The organism is Aurantimonas coralicida DSM 14790 (genome assembly GCF_000421645.1).
Taxonomy (GTDB): domain Bacteria; phylum Pseudomonadota; class Alphaproteobacteria; order Rhizobiales; family Rhizobiaceae; genus Aurantimonas; species Aurantimonas coralicida.
The window spans coordinates 315,915-336,451 of sequence record NZ_ATXK01000003.1; the positions used below are offsets into that span (position 1 = coordinate 315,915).

Sequence of the window (20,537 nt, forward strand, 5' to 3'; positions counted from 1 at the left end):
CGTCGCAGACGAAGGTTGCACCGGGCTGACCCCTTCGGGTCGGGAGGCGCGCCCGCAGGCGCGGCCGTCCTAGTCTTCCGCTTCGGCGCGGACCATTTCCAGCTCCAGCCAGTCGTCCTCGGCCTTGGCGAGCGCCGCACGGTCCCTGTCGATCCCGGCGGCCAGCTTGGCGAAGCGGTCCGGGTTCTCCGTGAACAGGGCAGGATCGGCGATCTCGGCTTCGGCCTTGGCGATCGCCGCTTCCAGCTTGGCGATCTCCTTGGGCAGGTTCTCGAGCGCGAATTTCTGCTTGAAGGACAGCTTGGACGATCCGCCCTTGCCGGCGCCGGCGCTGGGGGTACCCGACGTGCCGCCGCCGCTCTTGCCGGAGCCGGCTTTCGCGCCGCCCCTGTCGGACGGCTTGCCGGCGGAGGCCGCGGCCTTGGCTGCGTCGCGGCGCTGGGCGACCATGTCGCTGTAGCCGCCGGCATATTCCAGCCAGTGGCCGTTGCCGTCGGGCGAGATGACGCTGGTCACGGTGCGGTCGAGGAAGTCGCGGTCGTGGCTGACGAGGAGTACGGTGCCGGGATAATTGGCGATCAGCTCCTCGAGCAGATCCAGCGTCTCCATGTCGAGATCGTTGGTCGGCTCGTCGAGGACGAGGAAGTTCGCCGGCGTTGCCAGCGTCTTGGCCAAGAGCAGGCGCGCCCGCTCGCCGCCCGACAGCTTGCCGGCAGGGGTACGGATCTGCTCGGGCGTGAACAGGAAGTCGCGCAGATAGCCGACCACATGGCGCGGCTCGCCATTGACCATCACCTGATCGCCCCGACCATCGGTGATCGCGTCCTGCACCGAGAGGTCGTCGGCGAGCGCCGCGCGCTTCTGATCGAGGAAGGCGAGGTCGAGATTGGTGCCGAGCTTCACCCGGCCGGAATCCGGCTTCAGCTCGCCGATCAGCATCTTCAGGAGCGTCGTCTTGCCGACGCCGTTCGGGCCGACGAAGCCGACCCGGTCGCCTCGGGCGATGCGGGTTGAGAAATCGTCGACCAGCGTGCGGCCGTCATAGGCCTTCGACACGTTGAAGGCCTCGATGACCAGCTTGCCGCTCTCGCGCGTCGCGCTGGCCTCCATCGACACCTGGCCGATAGCGCGGCGGGTGTCGCGGCGCTGCTGGCGCAGATCGTGGAGGGCGCCGAGCCGGCGCATGTTGCGGGTGCGCCGCGCGCTCACGCCATAGCGCAGCCAGTGCTCCTCGCGCACGATCTTGCGGTCGAGCTTCTGCAGGTCGCGCTCTTCCTCTTCCAGCACCTTGTCGCGCCAAGCCTCGAAGGACCCGAAGCCCTGGTCAAGGCGCTTGGCCGCGCCGCGGTCGATCCAGACGGTGGAGCGGGTGACGCGTTCGAGGAAGCGGCGGTCATGGCTGATCACCACGACGGCGCTCTTCATCTGGCGCACCTCGTCTTCCAGCCATTCGATGGTCGGCAGGTCGAGATGGTTGGTCGGCTCGTCGAGCAGCACGATATCCGGCTCGGGCGCCAGGGTGCGCGCCAGAGCGGCGCGGCGGGCCTCGCCGCCCGACAGGTGATGCGGCTCCATGTCCTCGGTCAGGCCCAGCGCGTCGAGGCACATGGTGACCCGGTAGGGATCGTCGGCGGGGCCGAGACCCGAGGCGACATAGGCGCCGACCGTCTTGAAGTCGCCGAAATCCGGCTCCTGCGGCAGGTAGCGTAGGGTCGTGCCGGGCTTCAGGAAGACTTCGCCGCCGTCGGGCTCGACCTGTCCGGCGGCGATCTTCATCAGGGTCGACTTGCCCGAGCCGTTGCGACCGACCAGTGCGATGCGCTCGCCGGGCAGGACGTTCAGCTCGACGCCGGTCAGGAGCGGCGTGCCGCCGAAGGTGAGGCGGACGCCATCGAGGCGCAATAGGGGAGGGGGTGCCATGGCCGCGTTCTAGCGGGGATGGGCCGGTGGGGGAAGTGGCCTTTCGCCTGTTCGGCGTCAGCTTGTGGGCGGTGTCCGCCGGCCTATTCGGCCGGCGCCACCGTTCCCGCATCCCGGTCTCGGCCGCGCTCGCGTTGCGCGGCTTCCGCCTCGGCGATGTCATGCTGCAGACGGGCCGACTTTTCGGCGTTCGGCGTCGAGAACCGGCCGAGAATGAGATAGGCGACCGGCGTGACATAAAGCGTCGAGAAGGTCGCAAGGCCGAGCCCGCCGACGATGACATAGCCGAGCGCCACGCGCGCTTCGGCGCCGGCGCCCGAGGCCAGCACCAGCGGCACGCCGCCGACGACGGTGGCGATCATGGTCATCATCACCGGCCGCAGCCGGATCAGCGCCGCCTGCTCCACGGCCTCGCGGACCGACAGACCCTCTTCGCGCAGCTGATTGGCGAATTCGACGATCAGGATGCCGTTCTTGGCCATGATCCCGACCAGCAGCACGAGGCCGATCTGGCTGTAGAGATTGAGGCTCATGCCGAAGAAGTCGAGCGCGAAGATCGCGCAGGCGATGCCCAGCGGTACCGTCGCGATGATGATGAATGCCGAGACGAAGCTCTCGAACTGCGCCGCCAGCACCAGGATGATGATGACGATGGCGAAGCCGAAGACGAGGGCGAGGCCGCTATTGGTCTCGTTCAGCGTCGCGGCCTCGGCCAGCGGCACGAGGCGCTGGTCGGCCGGCAGGATCTCCTCGGCGAAGACCTGCAGATCCGTCCAGCCTTCCTGGATCGAGTAGCTGTCGGGGATCTGCGCCGACAGCGAGACGGCCCGCGAGCGGTTTTCACGGGTCAGGGCCGGGGCAATCGGCTTTTCCTCGACGCTTGCCACCGTCGACATGGGCACGATCCGCCCGTCGCTCGCCTTCAGGAAGATGTTGCGCATGTCGTCGGGGTCGTTGACCGGATCGGAGCTGGCGATCAGCCTGATCGGGATCTGCTTGTCCTCGACATAGGTCTGGCCGATCTCGCGGCCGTCGAGCAGCGCCTGCATGGCGGTCGCCAGCCCGTCGATGTCGATGCCGAGATCGGAGGCTCTGGCCCGGTCGATCACCACCGACAGCTGCGGCTGGGTGGCATCCTCGGACAGTCGCACGTCGCCCCAGCGGCCGTCCGCCTGCATCGCCGCCAGCAGTTCGTCGGCGCTCTCGGCGAGCTCTTCGAAATTCTGGCCGGCGATGGCGAACTGCAGGCCGCGGCCACCGCCGCGAATGCCGAGCGAGTTGGGCTGGATGGCAAAGGCACGCACGCCGGTGATGCGGCGCAGCTTGCCGTTGATCTCGGCAACGATCTCCTGCTGGCTGCGTGCCCGCACCGCCCAGTCCTTCAGCGACACGACGAGAAAGGCCGAATTGGCCGAGCCGCGGCCGGAGATCGCGAAGACGTTGTCGGCCTCGCCGTTCTCCACATACGGAATGACCACGTCTTCCACCCGGCGAAGCTGGGCGTTGGTGTATTCGAGGCTGGCCCCCTGCGGCGCGCTGATGCTCATCAGAACGACGCCGCGATCCTCGGTCGGCGTCAGCTCCTGCGGCATCTGCAGGAAGGTGAGATAGGCCGCGAAGGAAAAGATGCCGGCGCCGACGACGATCAGCAGCGGGAAGGCGAGGCTGAAGCGCAGCGAGACGGCGTACATGCCGGCGAGGCGCGCTCCGAACCAGCGCACCGAACGCTGGAACGGGCCGGGCCGACGCTCGGCTTCCCGCGCCTTGAGGAAATACGCCGCCAGCATCGGGCAAAGGGTGAGGGCGATGAAGGAGGAGATCACCACCGCCATCGCCAGAACGAAGCCGAACTCGCGGAAAAGGCCGCCGGCCTGGCCGGGCAGGAAGGAGATCGGCACGAAGACCGCCGCCAGCGTCGCCGTGGTCGAGATGACCGCGAAGAACACTTCGCGCGTGCCCAGGACGGCAGCCGCCTGCGGACGCGCACCCATGTCGCGCTGGCGCACGATGTTTTCGAGAACGATGATCGCGTCGTCGACGACCATGCCGGTGGCCAGCACCAGCGCCAGGAGCGTCAGAATGTTGATCGAGAAGCCGACGAGATAGATGAAGGCGACGACGCCGATCAGCGCGATTGGCATCGTGACCGCCGGAATGATCGTCGCGCGGACATTCAGCAGGAACAGGAAGATCACGAAGATCACCACGGCGACCGAGATGCCGAGGGCGATCTCGACCTCGTGGATGGCGCCGTTGATGAAGGTCGCGTCGTCGCTGGTGACGCGCACGGTGACGCCGTCGGGCAGGGTCTCGTTGAGATTGGCGACCTCGGCGCGGATACCATCGGAAATGTCGAGCGTGCTCGACCCGGCCTGGCGCACGACGCCCATGCCGACGCCGGTCTCGCCGTTGCGGCGCAGCTGCGACGCGGCATCATCGGGGCCGAAGCGCACGCTGGCGACATCGCCCAGCCGGGTGCGCTCGTCGAGGAAGATGGTCTCGAACTCTTCCGGCGAGGTCACGTTGGCGTCGGCCCGCACGATGAGGTCCTGCGAGGGCGAGCCGAGCGAGCCGGCCGGCACGTCGAGCGCCGCGTTCTGCAAAGCCGTCGAGACGGTGCCGAGCGTCAGGCCACGCGTCGCCAGCTTGTCCGGATCGACGTCGACATAGATGACCTTCTCGCGCTCGCCGTAGATCTGCAGGTCGGCAACGCCCTCGACGGCGGCAAGCTGATCGGCGATCCGGTCCTCGACCAGCGTCGTCAGGTCCTCGATCGACAGGCCGGGGGCGGTGACCGCCAGGCGCATGATCGCCGAGGCGTCGGCGTCGGCCTTGACGATGCGCGGTTCCTCCGCGCCCTCCGGCAGGCTGTTGGCGATGCGGCTGACGGCGTTGCGCACGTCGCTCGCGGCGACGTTGAGATCGGTGGTGTCGGTGAATTCGATCGTTACCCGGCTGTCGCCGAATTCCGACTTCGACGACACCGAGGCGATGCCCGAAACGCGCGCCACGGCGCTTTCGATCTCGCTGGTGATCTGCCTGTCAACGGTTTCGGGAGACGCGCCGGGAAAGTCGATGGACACGCTGATGACCGGGCGGTCGACATTCGGCAGTTCGCGCACTTCGATGGCGCCGAAGGCGGCGAGGCCCGCCACCACGATCAGCAGGTTGACCACGATGGTCAGCACCGGCCGGCGGATGAACAGGCTGGTGAAGGCAGTGATGCCGTCGGGCTTGGCCGGCGTGCTCATCAGCGGGCGGCTCCCGCGGAAGCCTGTCCGCCGACCTGCGGCTGCTCGGCCGCATTGGCCTGCGCAATGCCGACTAGGCCCTGCGCCGTTGCGCGGTCGTCGCTGCCGGGCTTCGGCGCGGTGCTGGCGGAGGGGACCGGCGCGGCAGGCGCGGCGCCGTCCGGCGCGGGGGCGTCATTGATGCTTTCGACGGCGCCGCCTTCGCGGACCGACTGCAGCCCTTCGACGACGACGGAGTCGCCGGCGGCGAGATCGTCCGAGGCGACCAGCACACGGTCGATCGTCCGCTCGACGATCCGCACGGATGCCTTCTGTGCCTTGCCGTCGACGATCTTCCAGACGATCGGACCGGTACGCTCCCAGACGACAGAAATGGGGTCGACCGACAGGAAGGTCTCGCCTTCCAGCGACAGCGACACGCTGAACGACATGCCCGGACGCAGATCGTCGGAGCCGTTCTCGATGCGCGCCTCGGTGCGCAGGGTTCGGCTCGCCTCGTCGAGACGGCTGTCGATGGCGGTGATCTCGCCCTCATAGACCGTGTCGGGCCGCGCGGTGGACACCGCCTCGACCGGCGTGCCGATGGCCAGCTGCTGCACGAAGCTTTCCGGCGTGTAGAAGATGACCTTCAGATGTTCGCGATCGTCCACGGTGGCAATCACCGTATCGGTGGAGACCAGATCGCCGCGATCGACGGCAATGATGCCGACCCGCCCGGAGATCGGCGCGCGGATGTCGCGCTTGCCAAGCGCGATCTCGGCGGACCGCAGGTCGAGCCTGGCGTTGTCGCGCTCGCGGGTCACGTCGGTGACCTCGACGGCGCTGAGCGTGTTGGCCCTTTGCAGGCGCTCGAAGCGGGCGACCTTGTCTTCCGCGGCCTCGAGGGCGAGCCGGGCACGATCGACCGCGAGTTCCTCGCTGGCCCGTTCCAGCCGGACCAGAACCGTGCCTTCCTCCACCATGTCGGCAGACTGGACGACGACTTCCTCGATGATGCCTGCCGTGTTGTCGGGATGGACGACCACCGAACGGGCGGCTTCGCCGGTGCCGATGGACCGCATGCGGGTCCGCGTGGAGCCCGTCGTCACCGGGGCGGAAACGACCATCGTCGCACCACCGCCGCGGCGACGCCCGCCGGAGCGCTGACCCTGGCCGCTGGCGATCTCCGGGGCGGGTTCGCCGGCTTCCGGGGCGATCCACAGAATGGCCGAGCGCAGCGGATCGGGCAGAGGCAGATCCGAGGCGAGCAGGGAACGCCCCGCCGACGGGTCGAACTTGATGTAGGCCGCACCCGCGACGGCCAGCACCAGGATCGTGACGAAGATCTGCTTCAGGAAACCCATGGGATCGCTTGTACTCGTAAGGATTGCGCGAGGTCCGGCCGCCTTGGCCGAAGCTGCCAGTATAGGAGAGATTTCGGCGGTTTGCGGCTGGATTTGTTACGAACTGTAATTCAGCCGTAACAACGCGATCACAAGCGTGGCACTTCGGCACGGGTGGCCATTCCCGCACCGAACCGCCCAACGAAAAAGGGCCCGCCTTTCGGCGAGCCCCTTCGATGCGTGCAGTCGGATGTCGCTTAGTTTGCGACGGCCGGTGCCTCCGACGTCGAGGCGTCGTTGCCCATCATGCCGCCGTTCTGGATCCGCATGGTCTCGCGGTTGTCGGCGTAGGTGTCGGCGTTGTACTCCGGCGCGTTCTCGAGCTGCTCCTCGGTGAACTGCGTGTAGAGATACATCGAGCCGTTGGCGTCCTGCATGAACTGCAGGTTGTCCATGGCCACGGCCACCGGCTTCTCGCCAATGCCCAGGAAGCCACCGACATCGACGATCACGGCGTCGACCGAACCTTCGGCGTTGAGGGCGATGTCACCGATGTCGCCAACGGTGGAGTCATCGGGACCGTAGACGGTCGTGCCCATCAGGTTGTCAGCGGTCAGCTGAGCCGAGTCGGTGACCGGGGTCATCTGCGAACGCTCGGACGAACCACCGACCGAAGCGGTCGTGTCGTTCTCGGCGGTGGAGTTCGCCGCCATGCCCGTGCCGGCTGCCGTACCGGTCGCCGTCACGACACCGTCCGTCGCGGCCATGTTGTCGGCCGGCTGCTCGGTGGTCTCGGCCGCATCGGCAACGCGCTCGGTCGGCTCATCGGTCGGAGCTTCGGCCGTCGGCGTCATCTCGCCTTCGTTCTCGGCCGCCATCTCGGACGGACGCTCGTCCTCGAAGGAGGAAGCCTGCTCGAGTTCCTCGCGGGTGGCGGAGGCTACGATGCGAACCTCGTCACCGTCGGCGCGGGTCATCTCGAGACGGTCGAACGGAACGGCGACGTCCTTCTCGCCGATGCCGAGGAAGCCACCGACGCCCACGACGCCTGCTTCGACCTGGCCGGACGACGAGACGACGAGATCACCGATGTCGCCGAGGCTTTCCGCGTCCTCACCCGGGCCGGAATAGACCGACGCGCCGATGAGGTTCTCGCTGAGATACTGGTCGGCACCAACGGTGCTCGGATACTCGCCCTGACCGGCGGCAGCGGTCTCGACCGGCTGGGAAGCCGTCTCCGAGGTCGCGGAACCGGCAGCCATCGTATTGGTCTCCGCGGCATCATCCGCTGCGACCGGCGCCGCCGGTGCGGTGGCCGTCTCGGTCTGCGGCGTGGAAGCAGTCCCCGTACCCATGGCGTCGCCGCTCATGCCGGCGTCGGTTGCAGCAGCCTGCTGCTCGTCCGGCATGGTGAACTCGGGAGCCTGTGCCAGCTGATCGGCACCGGCGCTCAGGACGGCGCGGACATCGTCCTCATCCGTCATGGACCAGGAGATCTGATCGAACGGAATGGCGACGCGGCGCGATTCGTCGTTCACGGTCGCATCGACGACCGCTGCGACGACCTTGCCGTCACTGCCGACCAGGAAGTTCTCGATCTCGCCGATCGATTCTGCATCCTCGGCGTCGCTCGCGTAGATGGTCTTGCCGTTCAGCTCCGACGCCAGATACTGGTCGGCGGAGAGATTGCGGAGATAATTGCCGGACTGGGCGGCCGTGGCGGTCGCGTTGGCATCGGCGGATGCTTCGACCTTGGCCGGGGCCGTGGTCTCTGCGGTCGTGGCGGCGTCCTGCGCATAGGCACCCGTTGCGATAACGGATGCGAGAGCGGTAGTGGCAAGCAACGTGCGGATCATGATAAGACCTCCTGGTCTATTGTTTCCGATAGGCGACTGCCGCGCGGCATGGTGTCGTGGAAAACATGTGTCGCGCGGCATCTGGGAGAGGAAGAACTGAGCGGCCGTAAGGTTCCGGTTCTCTTCCTGTTTTTTGCCATCCAGCGCAGCCGCGCTGCGCCGGATGCATGCTTGTGTCCTGCTTCAGGCAAACACCAGAACGCCGAACAGCAGCATGAGCAGCAGGCCCACCAGCACGATGAAGATCAGGATCTTCGCGATGCCGGCAGAGGCCCCGGCGACGCCGCGAAAGCCCAGAAGGCTGGCGACGGCGGCGACGATGAGCAGAATGACGATCCATTCGATCATGGGAGTCTCCTAGTGAGGGCGCGGGGGAACCGGCGCCTGGCGTTTGTATGGGGGCGAACGCCCCATCGTCCCGGTGGTTCCGATCGGCAACTATCGATGGATGCGATTGGTCGTGTCTGGCGGACGTGGCGATGCTACAGGGGCGGCCTAGTTAGTCGTCCGCTGCCCAGGCTCCCGCAATACGCGTTCCGGATCACCCCCCATGAAGATTCTCGCTCTCCTCAACCGCGACGGCGGCAGTCTGAAGACAACCGATCTCGGACAACTCACGACATTGATGCAGGACGAGTTCCGGATGCACGGCCACGAGCTGACCGTGGACGACTGCTCAGGGGACGAGATCGTCGCTGCCATCGGAAAGGCGGCCGAGCGCGAGGATATCGACGTTCTGCTCGTCGGCGGCGGCGACGGCACGGTCTCGGCGGCGGCCACGGCGCTGGCGAACGGGCGCATTGCTCTGGGCATCCTGCCGGCCGGCACGATGAACCTCTTCGCCCGCACGCTGCAGATTCCGCTGCCGTTGGATCAGGCGGTGGCCGCGCTCGCATCGGGCGTCATCACCCCGGTCGATATCGCCTCCGTCAACGGCACGCCCTTCGTGCATCAATATGCCGTGGGCCTGCATGCCCGCATGGTGCGCATGCGCAAGAAGATCTCCTACGCCTCGCGGCTCGGCAAGATGATGGCGACGACCCGCGCCGTGTTCATGGCGCTGCGGCGCTTCCCGGTGGTCGAGCTGGAACTGGAAATCGACGGCGTCATGCAGCGGATCGCCAGCCCGGCGATCGCCATCTCCAACAATCTCTACGGTGACGGCCATATTCCCTATGCCGACGATCCGAGGGGCGGCGAGCTCGGCATCTATATCTGCATCGACCGCGACCTGCGTTCGGTCCTGAAGGTCGCCGTGGACATCATGCTGGGAACCTGGCGCCAGAACCGGAGCCTGAAGGTGACCTCCGCGCACGAGGTCCGAATTTTCTACCGGGGACGCCACCATCGCAACCGTGCGGTCCGGGATGGCGAACTGGTCGATATCGAGCCGGAAATGACCGTGACGCTGACCCCGAAGGGGCTGAACGTCCTCGCGCCGAGCGACGCGACCTATCTGCGCTGACAACGCAAGAAGGGGCGCAGCCCGGCTGCACCCCTTCTCATATCAAATGTCGTGTCGCTGCGGCTGCGGCGATCTTCGGTATCAGACCTTGGACGGTCCGGTATCGTCCGGCGCCTGTGCATCCGAGCGCTCGTCGGGATCGAAGCCGGCGGCGTCGAGCGAGCCGTAGCTGTGGCCGCCACTCGCCAGCATGTTCAGCGCTTCGTTGACCTGCTCGCGCATCGGATCGAACTCGTCGGCGAGATCGATATTTTCGCGGGTGCCGAGACGCTGTGCGATCGCGTGCAGACGGGCTTCGCGTTCCTCGATCGGCATCTGGGTGTTGTTAAGCAGGTCGCTGATCTCGTCCTGCGAGATCGGCTGGGCGATGCCGGGCTGGTCGGCGTCGCCGCCGGGCTCCTGATCGACCGCGATCACTTCACTCTGCGGATGTTCGTTCGGATCGGGCATGGCACCTCTCCTTGTGTTGGACGTCCATGACGGACGCCGATATGCGAAATTACTGGGCGCTCTCGGCTTCGGGCGCGGCCGTGTCGGAATCCTGCGGCGTTGCGAGTCCGCTGCCGTCCGTCGTCGGCGCCTCGGCCGGCTTTTCGATGGCCTCGCCTTCGACGGCGACATCCTCATCGGGCATCGTCCATGCGTAGATGCCGAGACCGGCAAAGACCACGGCGCACAGGGCAAGGCCGGCGACGAGGATCATCAGCACCGGTGCGCCCTTTTCGCCCTGACGGGCGCGATTGGGATCGATATTGGACATATGGGTTCCTCCGGACGACCCCGCTGCGTCTGGGCGGCGGGTGGCGTCGATTGTTGTCAGTCGGCGAGAAGCGTCTCGATCCGGTCGATCGGATGATTGGTCAGCGTCTTGGGCACTTCACCGACGATCCGGTCCTGGACTTCCTTGTGCAGTTCCTGGCGCAGTTCGCCGAGAACCCTCGGGGGAGCGACAAGGACGAGCTTCTCGAAGCGGTTCTTGTGGGCCATGCGATAGAGGATATCGCTGAGGTCCTTGGCGAACCGGTCTTCGGCGAGCTGATGCCAGTCGGTCTCCGCCACCGACGAGCGATGCGCCGACCCCTGGTCGCCCATCCGCCCGGGGCGATCGGTACCCTGCTCGCGGTCCGGCGGATTGTCCTGTTCCTCGACGCGGCGAACCGCGAAGTTGCGAAGCTCGTCGTCGCCCTCGTTGCAGAGGAACAGTGCCTTCTGCCCGTCGGCGACGAGAATCCATGTGTCGTGGTCGATGGTCGGAGCTGTCATGGGAGCACCTCGTTTCGTTCGGGACCGCGATGAGGAGGAGGCTCGGCGCGACCGGGCCGCGGGCGCGCCGAACGTCTCAGTGGTAGCGGCCGTCGCGTTTGTAGGCGGCGATCGCCCGCCACACGCCCCAGCCGCCGGCGGCGACCATGGGCAGGATGAGCAGGCTCTTCTTGCGCTTCACCGTGCCGAGGATCAGCGGCAGGTTGGAGACGGCGGCGACACCGGCGATGGACGCGATGTCACGCTGCAGCCGGTCGTCCGCCCGTTTCTTCGGCGGACGCCGGGCGATGATGACCGCGATGTAGGTCAGGATCACCAGTACCAGGAACACGCCGGCGAAACCGAGTGCGGCCGGAAGCGGGCCGAAGATCTGGGCGAGGTAGACGAACAGCGCCAGAAGCAGCGACATCGCCATCCCGAGGGCGAAGACGGCCATCACGACATAGAGCGCGACGACCCGCTTCATCCGCGCGAGGAAGACGCCCGCCTCGCCGGTGATCAGCTTCGTAACTAGCTGAGAGAGCATGATCAGCGGCGGAAGATGCGCGCGTAGAGATAGCCGGCGGCCGCGGCGATCAGGACGCTCTTGATCGGCTCGGCGCGGACGCGCTCGCTCAGCTGCTCTTCCAGGTCGGACGCTGCGTCCTGAGCCTGCTGGATGTAGCGCTCGCCGCGCTCACGCACGTCGTCGCGCAGGGCAAACACGTTGCGGCGGGCATCGTCGGCCTGGTTGGAGGCCAGCGACTTCAGCGCATCGGTCACGCCGGCGAGATCCTTGCGGAGATGATCGATCTGGGTTTCCAAATCCGCCTTGTCCTCAGCGGTGGAAGCGCCCCCCGGAGTGCCGCCGGACTGGAAATTGTGGGGGGTGGTGTCGGAAACCATGCTGAACCTCATTCGAAATGAAACTGACGATCCGGTTGTCTCCTCCATTCAGAGGTGAGCGATCCGGTTCTGACTGAAACTGTTTCGAGGGCTTGGGGTTCCCGGTTTCGCGAGGGTTTTCTCGCGATGCAGCGCGGCGCCGCGCTGTTTGCTGACGTGGCCTCAGGCGGCGGGCGCGACGCCGATGATCTGGGAGGAGATGGAGTCCGGCCCGTATTCGCCGTCACCCTCGATGCCGAGAAGTTCGCCAATGCGGGTCCGGGCCCGCGACACACGGCTCTTGATGGTGCCGACGGCACATTTGCAGATTTCGGCTGCTTCTTCATAGGAGAAGCCGGATGCGCCGATCAGGATCAGGGCTTCGCGCTGATCGTCGGGCAGCATGTCGAGCGCCTTGCGGAAATCCTGCAGGTCCAGATGGCCGTGCTGTTCGGGATGGCCCGCCAGCTGCATGGCGTGGATCCCGTCGACATCCTGAACCTCGCGGCCCTTCTTGCGCATCTGCGTGTAGAACTCGTTGCGCAGGATGGTGAACAGCCAGGCCTTCAGGTTGGTGCCGGGCTGGAAGGTGTGCTGCTTGTCCCAGGCCTTGACGAGGGTCTCCTGCACGAGGTCGTCGGCACGGTCGAACGACCCGGCGAGCGACGCCGCGAAAGCACGCAGATTCGGGATGATGGCGATCAGATCGCTGCGGAAATCCGTCTGTTCTGTCATGGGAGCCTACTTGCTGCCCGCCTTGGACGACGACTCGGCGGCATCCAGCGCATCCAGCAGCGACAGGAAGCGGTCGGGGACCGGCTCGCTCGCGACATCGTCGTAATAGGCCTTCAGACGCTTGCCGATGGCGGACTGGACGCCGTTGTCCGACGAGCGCTCAGATCGCTGTGCGTGGGAAGTCTGCATGCTCTCGTCCTTGCTCTTTCGGTCGTCCATCACGCGTCTCGAAGCACGGTTACGGCAGTCCCGGAGCGCAGCGCTCTGTTCGAATTCGCGTGTCTGGCGTTCGGCATGGTGTGCATTCGTAGCTCGCATTGCTTCCAGTCGAGGTCGGAATATAGACGCAGACATCGGCGCCTCAAGTCCAAGGCAATTTTTGCCCTGGAATCCAAGCGCCGAGGTTTCCATCCGACTTCAACATCCCATCTGAAAGGGCTGGGAGGCGGATCCGGTTCCCGGTCACGGAACTTTATTTCGACAAGGACGTTTCCGAGCGCATTGTGAACGTGTTTGTCTCGATCGAATCGAGGGGTTTTTATATGTCGATGTCATCCCGCATAGCGCCGCATATTCCGTATCTTCGGCGCTATTCCCGGGCTTTGAGTGGCTCGCAGGCGAGCGGCGACGCTTACGTGGCTGCGGTTCTGGAAGCGCTGATCGCCGATCCGAGCCTGTTCTCGGACGACCAGACGCCGCGCATCTCGCTCTACAAGCTGTTTTCCTCCCTTTGGCAGTCCGTCGAAGTGAACATCCGTGAGGATGCGCCGACCTCGGCCTGGGAAGAGAAGGCGTCGCATAATCTGAAGGCGATCTCGCCGCTGCCGCGGCAGGCGTTCCTGCTCGTCGCCGTCGAGGGCTTCACCTCGGAGGAAGCCGCGACGATCCTGAGCATCGACGAGACGCGCTTTTCCGAGCTGATCGATCAGGCAAGCACCGATATCGGCCGCCAGGTCTCGACCGAGATCATGATCATCGAGGACGAGCCGTTGATCGCGATGGACATCGAGCAGATGGTCGAGAGCCTCGGTCATGCGGTGACGGGCATCGCCCGGACCCACAAGGAAGCGATCGAGCTCTTCGACAAGCAGCGGCCCGGCATGGTGCTGGCGGATATCCAGCTCGCCGACGGCAGCTCGGGCATCGACGCGGTCAACGACATCCTGAACAAGGTGTCGGTGCCGGTGATCTTCATCACCGCCTTCCCGGAGCGGCTGCTGACGGGCGAGCGCCCGGAGCCGACCTTCCTGGTGACTAAGCCGTTCAATCCCGACATGGTCAAGGCGCTGATCAGCCAGGCGCTGTTCTTCGAGACCGACAAGAAGGCGGCGGCCTGACGGACGTCGCCTGTTGTCCCCGGCGCGGTGCGTGTCGACCCGTGATCGGCCGGACGCGACCCGCCGGGAGCACTTTGCTTGCGGTGCCGCGGTGGCATCGCCCGACACCGGGCGCCGGTCGCCACGGTCCGGACGGGGCAGGGCGTCGTCGAGGACGGGCGGTCGTTTCGCAAGGCGAGGCGGCAACCCGAATGGTGACGGATGCGCTCCGTTGTATTCGTGTCGATTGAGCATACGATGTTGGTGAACAAGGTCTTGCGGGCATTGGCGAATACGGAGGTGTCCGTCTTCGCCCAGGATTGTGATCTACGCTATGCGTGGGTCTACAATGCCGGCGAGTCCTGGCTTGCTCTGGCGGTCGAGGGCATGGCCGATCGCGACATCCTGCCGGCCGGCGCGGCCGAACGCTCCGAAAAGCTCAAGCAGGACGTCATCGACACCCGCAAGCCGGCCCGGTTCGAGCTGTCGACGATCAAGGGCGCCTCGGTGCGCTGGTTCGACATCCGCATCGACGTCGACGAGAACGAAGCCGGCGAGGTCTGCGGCATCATCGGCACGTCGGTGGAGATCACCGAGCAGAAACGCCGCGAAGACACCCTCAAGACGCTGCTGCGCGAGCTGTCGCACCGCTCCAAGAATCTCCTGGCCATCATCCAGAGCCTGGCGAGCCAGACCGCGCGGCATTCCGTCACCGTCCCCGAATTCCTCGTCCGCTTCCGCGGCCGTATCCAGTCGCTGGCCTCCTCGCAGGACATCGTCACCGATGCGGACTGGCGCGGCGCCGACCTAATGAGCCTCGTGCGGATGCAGGTCGAGCGCTATGCGCCGGACGGAATGGACCAGATCGCGGTGGACGCGCTCGACGTCTATCTGTCGCCGACGGCGTCGCTTCATGTCGGACTCGCGCTGCACGAACTGGCGGTGAATGCGGCCTCCTACGGATCGCTGTCGGTCCCCGGCGGATCCGTCTCGATCCGTGCCAGCTTCGACTGGCGTGGCGACGATCAGGTGATCGTCTTCGTCTGGCAGGAGCGCAATGGGCCGCGAGTGCGGCTGGAGCGCGACCCGCGCTTCGGCACCTCGACGCTCGAGCGCATCGTTCCGAACGCCGTCGGCGGCGAAGCGAGGCTCGAATATCTCCCCGATGGGATCCGCTACACGCTGGTCATTCCAGCGGCGCAGTACGAGATCACCTCCAACGGCCGGCGCGATTCCGCCTGACGCCGGTTTCGTAAGCGCGCCGTAACGTAAGCTTCGTGACACGCCCCCGTGATCATGTAGTTCCGGAAAAATCGCGATCCGAACCTACCGCTGTGGAACCTCTCTGCCGAAGGCCCGTTGTAGAGCCAAAGGAGAGGTTCGATGGAACACGTTGCTGCTTTCATGCTGCTGGTCGGATGTTCAGGCGATGCTTCCGTCTGCAAGGAAATTCCAGTTCCCGTCCCCGCATACGAAACCGTTGCCGAATGCCAGCAGGATCTGGGTCTGCAGATCCGCCTGAGCGGTTCGGAACAGCGCAAGGTCTACGGCGCCTGCAAGGCTGTCGACGAAAAGGTCTTCGAGCAGTCCGCGTCCATCGACTGGGCGGTCAGCCGGGACGGTCAGCTGCTGATCACCTTCGACGCCGAGCCGCAGATGGTCGCATCGCGCTAAGGATCGTTCGGCCGGATCGGCCGGGGGATACGATCGTGCACGGGTGATGGAACCAAAACGATAGCGTAGCGTTCCGTGGTGGGACGACTGTGTTTGTGAGAGGTGGAAATATGTTCAAGAAGCTTTCGATCGCGGCTGTCGCCGCACTGACCCTGGCGGCAGCAGGCTGCACGACCGAAGATCGCTACACGGCAGGCGGTGCGGCGCTCGGCGGCCTCGGCGGCGCGGCGATCGGAGCGGGCGTGAGCGGCAATGCCGAAGGCGCGCTGATTGGCGGCGCGATCGGTGCGGCCGGTGGCGCCATCGCGGGTAACGTGATTGGCCGCTCCCAGGAGCGCGAAGGTTACTGCCGCTACTCGGACGGTAACATCTACCGCTGCCCGGACGGCTATTGATTACAGCGGGTCTCGCGACCCGCTGACGAGAATGACGGTCGTCGAGCTTGCGCTCGGCGGCCGTTTTTCGTTTGGGTGCACAGACAGCTATTCGCGGATCAGGGGAATCTGGCTCACATGACGAAGGATTGCCGACAGGCACCGGGAAAGCGGCGCGCGCCGGCTCTCATTGCGCGCGGAGCCGCAATGGCCGGCCTGCTGCTCGTCTCGGGATGTTCGGGCACGGGATTGCCGCTGGTCTTCGGCGCGGTGTTCGGACTAGAGGGCGCCGAGGATGCACCCTACCGCGTCGGGCGCCTTCCGCAGGTCGCCGCGGAGCCAGGCGACCGGGTCATCGGTCAGGCCGCCAATGCTGCCGGCCAGTGCATCTATGTGCGCGGCAACAGCAATCTGCGGTTCCGCTCTTCCTGCCCGGACGGCTACAGGCTCTAGCGCGTTTCCGATCTGCGCCGATCGGGTTCAGTCCGATTGGCCGCGAACGAGCGAAACGAACGCGTCGCGATAGCCGTGCGCGGCCGCATCGAGGCCGAATTCGATCCGCGCCATGCGATCTCCGCGAATGATTTCGAACCCGAAGCGATCCATGGTCGCGATCCGCCATCCGTCTTCCGAAAGCCCGGCCGACGCCGCCAGCGTGTCGATGGCGTCGCGGTGGTCGTCGTTCATGTGGTCGCGGGCGCGCATTGCCGTCGCCGCAAGTTCCGGCACAGGCGGGTCGACAAGGTCACCCCGTTCGAGGGCGAAGGCTCGGGCAAAGCCGCCATTGAGCGAAGCGGTCTCCGGCTCGAGCCGGATCATCCGGAAATCTGCGAAGTCCGCGTAGAGCGCTGCCTTCGGGTGCCGCGCCAGGAAGCGGTCCCGCAGCCCTGGCCGCTCGGGATCGTCCGCCGCAATGACGCTGGCGGTTGCAAAGATCGTGAGCCGGGGATGGGCGAGGGGATCGCCCTTGCCGGGGCGCGAAACCAGCAGCGAGCAGCGCCGGTCGGCGTCGAGCGCCGTTGAGTGCAGCGCCAGCGCGGAGACAAGCAGGAGCGGGCGGCCCTCGAAGTCCGTTGCAACAAGAACCAAGCTCGCGGACGGATGTCCGTCGCTTGGTCGCAGCACCGCCAGCATCCCGTCCCGCGCGCCGCGCAGCAGTGACCGCGCCAGTTGCCGCGCCGAATCATCCACCGGCTGCAGGACGGATGGCATGGAATCGCCAGCGCGCGGCGCCGGCGCGGCGTCCCATTCTGCAAAGGCGGCGGGGGTCTCTGGTGGTGCGGTGCGATCGGTCATCCCGGCAGACTAGCCCGGCGCGCGGCGATGCGCATCAGGACGGCGGCGTTGCATTAAGTCCGGGCACCCCGGTTGGATATCGCCGCCGAGGCACGATATCAGCGCAGAAGCATCAAGCACACGAGCACGGGGCCGAGCCGGGGCGAACGCGCCGGCATCGTCCGCATGGGCCGCTGAATGCCTGGCAAGGCAGAAGCGGATCGGCGGGCGCGGCCAGACCGAAGGAGCCGAGAATGAGCGAAGCGCAGAAGTCGCGCATCCTGACCATCCTGAAAGCGATGGACGCGCCGGACGGCAAGGGCGACGTCGTTTCGCGCGACATGGTTTCCGACATCTTCATCGCCGACGGCAAGGCGTTCTTCTCGCTGTCGGTTCCCACGACGGAAGCGGAGCGCTTCGAGCCGTTCTGCCGCAGCATCGAAAGCGCCGTCGCGGGCGTCGACGGGATCACCAGCGCACTGGTCGCGCTGACCGCCGAACGCCCCGCCGGCTCGGCGCCCGAGCGGCCGGCGCCGTCAGCCCGTCCGGGGCAGGCGATCCGGCAGGGCGAGGCACCATCGTCGCCGGCCCCGCAGCGTCAGCCGTCGCAGAAGCCCGGCATCCCCGGCATTGCCCGGATCGTTGCCGTCGCGTCGGGCAAGGGCGGCGTCGGCAAGTCGACGACCGCAGTCAACCTGGCGCTCGGCTTTGCCGCGGTCGGCATGAAGGTCGGCATTCTCGACGCCGACATCTACGGCCCGTCCATCCCGCGTCTGCTCAATCTGAAAGGCAAGCCGCGCACCTCCGGCGGCCGCACCATGATCCCGCTCGAGGCCTACGGGCTGAAGGCGATGTCCATGGGCTTCCTCGTCGACGAGGAGGTGCCAATGATCTGGCGCGGGCCGATGGTGATGTCGGCGCTGACCCAGATGCTGCGCGAAGTGGAATGGGGCGAGCTGGACATTCTGGTCGTCGACATGCCGCCGGGCACCGGCGACGCGCAGCTCACCATGGCGCAGAATGTGCCGCTGGCCGGGGCGGTCATCGTCTCGACGCCGCAGGACCTGGCCCTGATCGACGCCCGCAAGGGTCTCGCCATGTTCCAGAAGGTCGATGTTCCCGTGCTCGGCATCGTCGAGAACATGAGCTATTTCATCGCACCCGATACCGGCCATCGCTACGATATCTTCGGCCACGGCGGCGCCCGCGACGAGGCCGAGCGGCTGGGCGTGCCGTTCCTCGGCGAAGTGCCGATCGAGATGGCGATCCGCGAGAGCTCGGACAGCGGCCATCCGGTCGTCGCCGGGGATCCGGACGGCCCACATGCCGCCATCTACAAGGACATCGCCGCGCGCACGCTGGCCCGCCTGGAACTGGGGGCCCATGCGGCGCCGGCTCCCGAGATCGTTTTTGAGTAACTGGTCAAAAATTGCGCTTGCATGATTTTTGCAAAACTTGTGGGATGCCGGCCTCAGCGGACTCTCCGTCCGCATCGCTATTCGGGAGATGTCATCCATGAAGTTTGCAACCCGGCTGCTGGCCGCGACCGCGCTGACCATGGCGCTCGGCTCGGCCGCATCGGCCAAGACGCTCGTCTATTGCTCGGAAGGGTCGCCCGAGGGCTTCGATCCGGCGCTCTACACCGCCGGCACCACCTTCGACGCGGCGTCGCGCACGGTCTATAACCGCCTCGTCGAGTTCAAGCACGGCTCCACCGAGATCGAGCCGGGCCTCGCCGAATCCTGGGAAGTCTCCGAGGACGGCAAGGAATACACCTTCAAGCTGCGCGCCGACGCGCAGTTCCAGACCACCGACTTCTTCACGCCGACCCGGCCGCTCAACGCCGACGACGTGATCTACTCCTTCGAGCGTCAGCTGAAGTCCGACAACCCGTGGAACCAGTATGTGACCGGCGCCAGCTGGGAATATGCCAACGGCATGGGCTTCCCGGACCTGATCGAGTCGATCGAGAAGGTCGACGACCTTACGGTGAAGTTCACGCTGACCCGGCCCGAAGCGCCGTTCCTGGCCGATCTGGCGATGGACTTCGCCTCGATCATGTCGAAGGAATATGCCGACAAGCTGGAAGCTGACGGCAACATGGCCATGCTGAACCAGCAGCCGCTGGGCACCGGCCCGTTCCAGTTCGTCGCCTATCAGCCCGACGCCGTGATCCGCTATGGCGCGCATCCGGACTACTGGGCCGGCAAGCAGCCGATCGACGACCTGGTCTTCGCCATCACCACCGACGCTTCGGTCCGCGCCCAGAAGCTGCTGGCCGGCGAATGCCACATCATGCCGTATCCGAACGCCGCCGACGTGGAGTCGATGCAGGCAAACGAGAACCTGACGGTTCTCGAGCAGGAAGGCCTGAACGTTGCCTATCTCGCCTACAACACCACCCAGGCGCCCTTCGACAAGGTCGAGGTCCGCAAGGCGCTGAACAAGGCGGTCAACAAGCAGGCGATCGTCGACGCCGTGTTCCAGGGCGCCGCCACCGTCGCCAAGAACCCGATCCCGCCGACGATGTGGTCCTATGACGACAGCATCGAGGACGACACCTACGATCCGGAAGCTGCCAAGAAGATGCTCGAGGAGGCCGGCGTCACCGACCTCTCCATGAAGCTCTGGGCGATGCCGGTCAGCCGTCCCTACATGCTCAACGCGCGCCGCGCGGCCGAGCTGATGCAGGCCGATCTGCAGAAGGTCGGGGTGACTTCGGAGATCGTTTCCTACGAGTGGGGCGAGTATCTGGACAAGTCGAAGGCCGCGGACCGCGACGGTGCGGTGATGCTCGGCTGGACCGGCGACAATGGCGATCCGGACAACTTCCTCGACACGCTGCTCGGCTGCGATGCCGTCGGCGGCAACAACCGCGCCCAGTGGTGCAACGAGGAGTTCGATTCGCTGGTCAGCAAGGCCAAGGAAACCTCGGATCAGGCCGAACGCGTCGAGCTCTACAAGCAGGCGCAGAAGGTCTTCAAGGAAGAGGCGCCCTGGATGACCATCGACCATTCGACGGTGTTCATGCCGATGCAGAAGTCGGTCCAGAACTTCGTTCAGGACCCGCTCGGCTATCACCGCTTCGACGGCGTCGACATCGCCGAGTAACTTCGACGCGACATTGCGAGCATGGAACGGGGCGGCATCGAGCCGCCCCGTTTGCGTTGGGCGTCGGACATCCGTCGCCAGTGCCGTGGCGTAACGCTAAGCGGTTGAAAA

Annotated in this window: 21 protein-coding genes; 8 read left to right on the forward strand and 13 right to left on the reverse strand. The window is 66.0% G+C overall.

What is annotated here, in order from left to right:
* Nucleotides 1-69: 69 nt before the first annotated feature.
* From H536_RS0110075 to H536_RS23715, 5 genes are all read right to left on the reverse strand, one after another.
* Nucleotides 70-1,920 (reverse strand): ABC-F family ATP-binding cassette domain-containing protein, encoded by a 1,851-nt coding sequence (locus H536_RS0110075; protein WP_024350357.1) that lies wholly within the window; start codon nucleotides 1,918-1,920, stop codon nucleotides 70-72.
* 83 nt (nucleotides 1,921-2,003) lie between these two features.
* Complete coding sequence (locus H536_RS0110080; RefSeq protein ID WP_024350358.1) at nucleotides 2,004-5,171, reverse strand: efflux RND transporter permease subunit; 3,168 nt, start codon at nucleotides 5,169-5,171, stop codon at nucleotides 2,004-2,006.
* On the reverse strand, nucleotides 5,171-6,514 hold the full coding sequence (locus tag H536_RS0110085) for an efflux RND transporter periplasmic adaptor subunit (RefSeq protein ID WP_024350359.1): 1,344 nt from the start codon (nucleotides 6,512-6,514) through the stop codon (nucleotides 5,171-5,173). Before H536_RS0110085 ends, H536_RS0110080 begins: the two co-directional genes overlap by 1 nt.
* 236 nt (nucleotides 6,515-6,750) lie before the next feature.
* Nucleotides 6,751-8,349, reverse strand: a complete 1,599-nt coding sequence (locus tag H536_RS23245) for a PRC-barrel domain-containing protein (protein ID WP_024350360.1) — start codon at nucleotides 8,347-8,349, stop codon at nucleotides 6,751-6,753.
* Between the two features lie 183 nt (nucleotides 8,350-8,532).
* Nucleotides 8,533-8,697, reverse strand: a complete 165-nt coding sequence (locus tag H536_RS23715) for a DUF1328 domain-containing protein (RefSeq protein WP_024350361.1) — start codon at nucleotides 8,695-8,697, stop codon at nucleotides 8,533-8,535.
* Nucleotides 8,698-8,899: 202 nt separating this feature from the next.
* On the opposite strand from H536_RS23715, the gene H536_RS0110100 reads away from it, so the two are divergent.
* Nucleotides 8,900-9,814, forward strand: a complete 915-nt coding sequence (locus H536_RS0110100) for a diacylglycerol/lipid kinase family protein (protein WP_024350362.1) — start codon at nucleotides 8,900-8,902, stop codon at nucleotides 9,812-9,814.
* 81 nt (nucleotides 9,815-9,895) lie between these two features.
* Here the strand turns inward: H536_RS0110100 and H536_RS0110105 are convergent, their stop codons facing one another.
* The 7 genes from H536_RS0110105 to H536_RS22535 form a co-directional block, all read right to left on the reverse strand.
* Nucleotides 9,896-10,264, reverse strand: coding sequence for a hypothetical protein (locus H536_RS0110105; RefSeq protein ID WP_024350363.1), 369 nt, complete (start codon nucleotides 10,262-10,264; stop codon nucleotides 9,896-9,898).
* 49 nt (nucleotides 10,265-10,313) lie between these two features.
* The gene (locus H536_RS0110110; RefSeq protein ID WP_024350364.1) at nucleotides 10,314-10,574 is read right to left on the reverse strand and encodes a hypothetical protein; all 261 of its coding nucleotides are present in this window, start codon (nucleotides 10,572-10,574) and stop codon (nucleotides 10,314-10,316) included.
* Nucleotides 10,575-10,630: 56 nt separating this feature from the next.
* On the reverse strand, nucleotides 10,631-11,077 hold the full coding sequence (locus H536_RS0110115) for a host attachment family protein (RefSeq protein WP_024350365.1): 447 nt from the start codon (nucleotides 11,075-11,077) through the stop codon (nucleotides 10,631-10,633).
* A gap of 76 nt (nucleotides 11,078-11,153) precedes the next feature.
* The gene (locus H536_RS0110120) at nucleotides 11,154-11,603 is read right to left on the reverse strand and encodes a hypothetical protein (protein WP_024350366.1); all 450 of its coding nucleotides are present in this window, start codon (nucleotides 11,601-11,603) and stop codon (nucleotides 11,154-11,156) included.
* A gap of 2 nt (nucleotides 11,604-11,605) precedes the next feature.
* A complete protein-coding gene (locus tag H536_RS0110125; protein WP_230784647.1) occupies nucleotides 11,606-11,962 on the reverse strand; it encodes an ElaB/YgaM/YqjD family protein in 357 nt (118 codons plus the stop codon).
* Between the two features lie 162 nt (nucleotides 11,963-12,124).
* Nucleotides 12,125-12,676, reverse strand: a complete 552-nt coding sequence (locus H536_RS0110130; RefSeq protein ID WP_009210302.1) for a sigma-70 family RNA polymerase sigma factor — start codon at nucleotides 12,674-12,676, stop codon at nucleotides 12,125-12,127.
* A 6-nt stretch (nucleotides 12,677-12,682) separates the two neighbouring features.
* Nucleotides 12,683-12,865, reverse strand: a complete 183-nt coding sequence (locus H536_RS22535; RefSeq protein ID WP_155898450.1) for a NepR family anti-sigma factor — start codon at nucleotides 12,863-12,865, stop codon at nucleotides 12,683-12,685.
* Nucleotides 12,866-13,218: 353 nt separating this feature from the next.
* On the opposite strand from H536_RS22535, the gene H536_RS0110140 reads away from it, so the two are divergent.
* From H536_RS0110140 to H536_RS0110160, 5 genes are all read left to right on the forward strand, one after another.
* Nucleotides 13,219-14,013: a response regulator gene (locus H536_RS0110140; RefSeq protein WP_009210301.1), complete on the forward strand. Its 795-nt coding sequence runs from the start codon at nucleotides 13,219-13,221 to the stop codon at nucleotides 14,011-14,013.
* Nucleotides 14,014-14,277: 264 nt separating this feature from the next.
* On the forward strand, nucleotides 14,278-15,234 hold the full coding sequence (locus tag H536_RS0110145) for a sensor histidine kinase (RefSeq protein ID WP_230784646.1): 957 nt from the start codon (nucleotides 14,278-14,280) through the stop codon (nucleotides 15,232-15,234).
* A 141-nt stretch (nucleotides 15,235-15,375) separates the two neighbouring features.
* Nucleotides 15,376-15,666 (forward strand): hypothetical protein, encoded by a 291-nt coding sequence (locus tag H536_RS0110150; protein WP_024350370.1) that lies wholly within the window; start codon nucleotides 15,376-15,378, stop codon nucleotides 15,664-15,666.
* 110 nt (nucleotides 15,667-15,776) lie between these two features.
* The gene (locus H536_RS0110155) at nucleotides 15,777-16,061 is read left to right on the forward strand and encodes a hypothetical protein (RefSeq protein WP_024350371.1); all 285 of its coding nucleotides are present in this window, start codon (nucleotides 15,777-15,779) and stop codon (nucleotides 16,059-16,061) included.
* Nucleotides 16,062-16,247: 186 nt separating this feature from the next.
* Nucleotides 16,248-16,493 (forward strand): hypothetical protein, encoded by a 246-nt coding sequence (locus tag H536_RS0110160; protein ID WP_024350372.1) that lies wholly within the window; start codon nucleotides 16,248-16,250, stop codon nucleotides 16,491-16,493.
* Nucleotides 16,494-16,520: 27 nt separating this feature from the next.
* On the opposite strand, the gene H536_RS0110165 is transcribed toward H536_RS0110160, so the two are convergent.
* The gene (locus H536_RS0110165; protein ID WP_035694871.1) at nucleotides 16,521-17,252 is read right to left on the reverse strand and encodes a HugZ family pyridoxamine 5'-phosphate oxidase; all 732 of its coding nucleotides are present in this window, start codon (nucleotides 17,250-17,252) and stop codon (nucleotides 16,521-16,523) included.
* Between the two features lie 317 nt (nucleotides 17,253-17,569).
* Here H536_RS0110165 and H536_RS0110170 point away from each other — a divergent pair, with 317 nt between their 5' ends.
* Both H536_RS0110170 and H536_RS0110175 read left to right on the forward strand, forming a co-directional pair.
* On the forward strand, nucleotides 17,570-18,733 hold the full coding sequence (locus H536_RS0110170; RefSeq protein WP_024350374.1) for an Mrp/NBP35 family ATP-binding protein: 1,164 nt from the start codon (nucleotides 17,570-17,572) through the stop codon (nucleotides 18,731-18,733).
* A gap of 97 nt (nucleotides 18,734-18,830) precedes the next feature.
* Entirely contained in the window at nucleotides 18,831-20,426 is a 1,596-nt protein-coding gene (locus tag H536_RS0110175) for an ABC transporter substrate-binding protein (RefSeq protein WP_024350375.1), read from the forward strand.
* The last annotated feature ends 111 nt before the right edge of the window (nucleotides 20,427-20,537 follow it).

Bases quoted from the DNA above. Each gene is read 5' to 3' on its own strand.
- H536_RS0110075 (WP_024350357.1), bottom strand. From the start codon at position 1,920: ATGGCACCCCCTCCCCTATTGCGCCTCGATGGCGTCCGCCTCACCTTC.
- H536_RS0110080 (WP_024350358.1), bottom strand. From the start codon at position 5,171: ATGAGCACGCCGGCCAAGCCCGACGGCATCACTGCCTTCACCAGCCTG.
- H536_RS0110085 (WP_024350359.1), bottom strand. From the start codon at position 6,514: ATGGGTTTCCTGAAGCAGATCTTCGTCACGATCCTGGTGCTGGCCGTC.
- H536_RS23245 (WP_024350360.1), bottom strand. From the start codon at position 8,349: ATGATCCGCACGTTGCTTGCCACTACCGCTCTCGCATCCGTTATCGCA.
- H536_RS23715 (WP_024350361.1), bottom strand. From the start codon at position 8,697: ATGATCGAATGGATCGTCATTCTGCTCATCGTCGCCGCCGTCGCCAGC.
- H536_RS0110100 (WP_024350362.1), top strand. From the start codon at position 8,900: ATGAAGATTCTCGCTCTCCTCAACCGCGACGGCGGCAGTCTGAAGACA.
- H536_RS0110105 (WP_024350363.1), bottom strand. From the start codon at position 10,264: ATGCCCGATCCGAACGAACATCCGCAGAGTGAAGTGATCGCGGTCGAT.
- H536_RS0110110 (WP_024350364.1), bottom strand. From the start codon at position 10,574: ATGTCCAATATCGATCCCAATCGCGCCCGTCAGGGCGAAAAGGGCGCA.
- H536_RS0110115 (WP_024350365.1), bottom strand. From the start codon at position 11,077: ATGACAGCTCCGACCATCGACCACGACACATGGATTCTCGTCGCCGAC.
- H536_RS0110120 (WP_024350366.1), bottom strand. From the start codon at position 11,603: ATGCTCTCTCAGCTAGTTACGAAGCTGATCACCGGCGAGGCGGGCGTC.
- H536_RS0110125 (WP_230784647.1), bottom strand. From the start codon at position 11,962: ATGGTTTCCGACACCACCCCCCACAATTTCCAGTCCGGCGGCACTCCG.
- H536_RS0110130 (WP_009210302.1), bottom strand. From the start codon at position 12,676: ATGACAGAACAGACGGATTTCCGCAGCGATCTGATCGCCATCATCCCG.
- H536_RS22535 (WP_155898450.1), bottom strand. From the start codon at position 12,865: ATGCAGACTTCCCACGCACAGCGATCTGAGCGCTCGTCGGACAACGGC.
- H536_RS0110140 (WP_009210301.1), top strand. From the start codon at position 13,219: ATGTCGATGTCATCCCGCATAGCGCCGCATATTCCGTATCTTCGGCGC.
- H536_RS0110150 (WP_024350370.1), top strand. From the start codon at position 15,376: ATGGAACACGTTGCTGCTTTCATGCTGCTGGTCGGATGTTCAGGCGAT.
- H536_RS0110155 (WP_024350371.1), top strand. From the start codon at position 15,777: ATGTTCAAGAAGCTTTCGATCGCGGCTGTCGCCGCACTGACCCTGGCG.
- H536_RS0110160 (WP_024350372.1), top strand. From the start codon at position 16,248: ATGGCCGGCCTGCTGCTCGTCTCGGGATGTTCGGGCACGGGATTGCCG.
- H536_RS0110165 (WP_035694871.1), bottom strand. From the start codon at position 17,252: ATGCCATCCGTCCTGCAGCCGGTGGATGATTCGGCGCGGCAACTGGCG.
- H536_RS0110170 (WP_024350374.1), top strand. From the start codon at position 17,570: ATGAGCGAAGCGCAGAAGTCGCGCATCCTGACCATCCTGAAAGCGATG.
- H536_RS0110175 (WP_024350375.1), top strand. From the start codon at position 18,831: ATGAAGTTTGCAACCCGGCTGCTGGCCGCGACCGCGCTGACCATGGCG.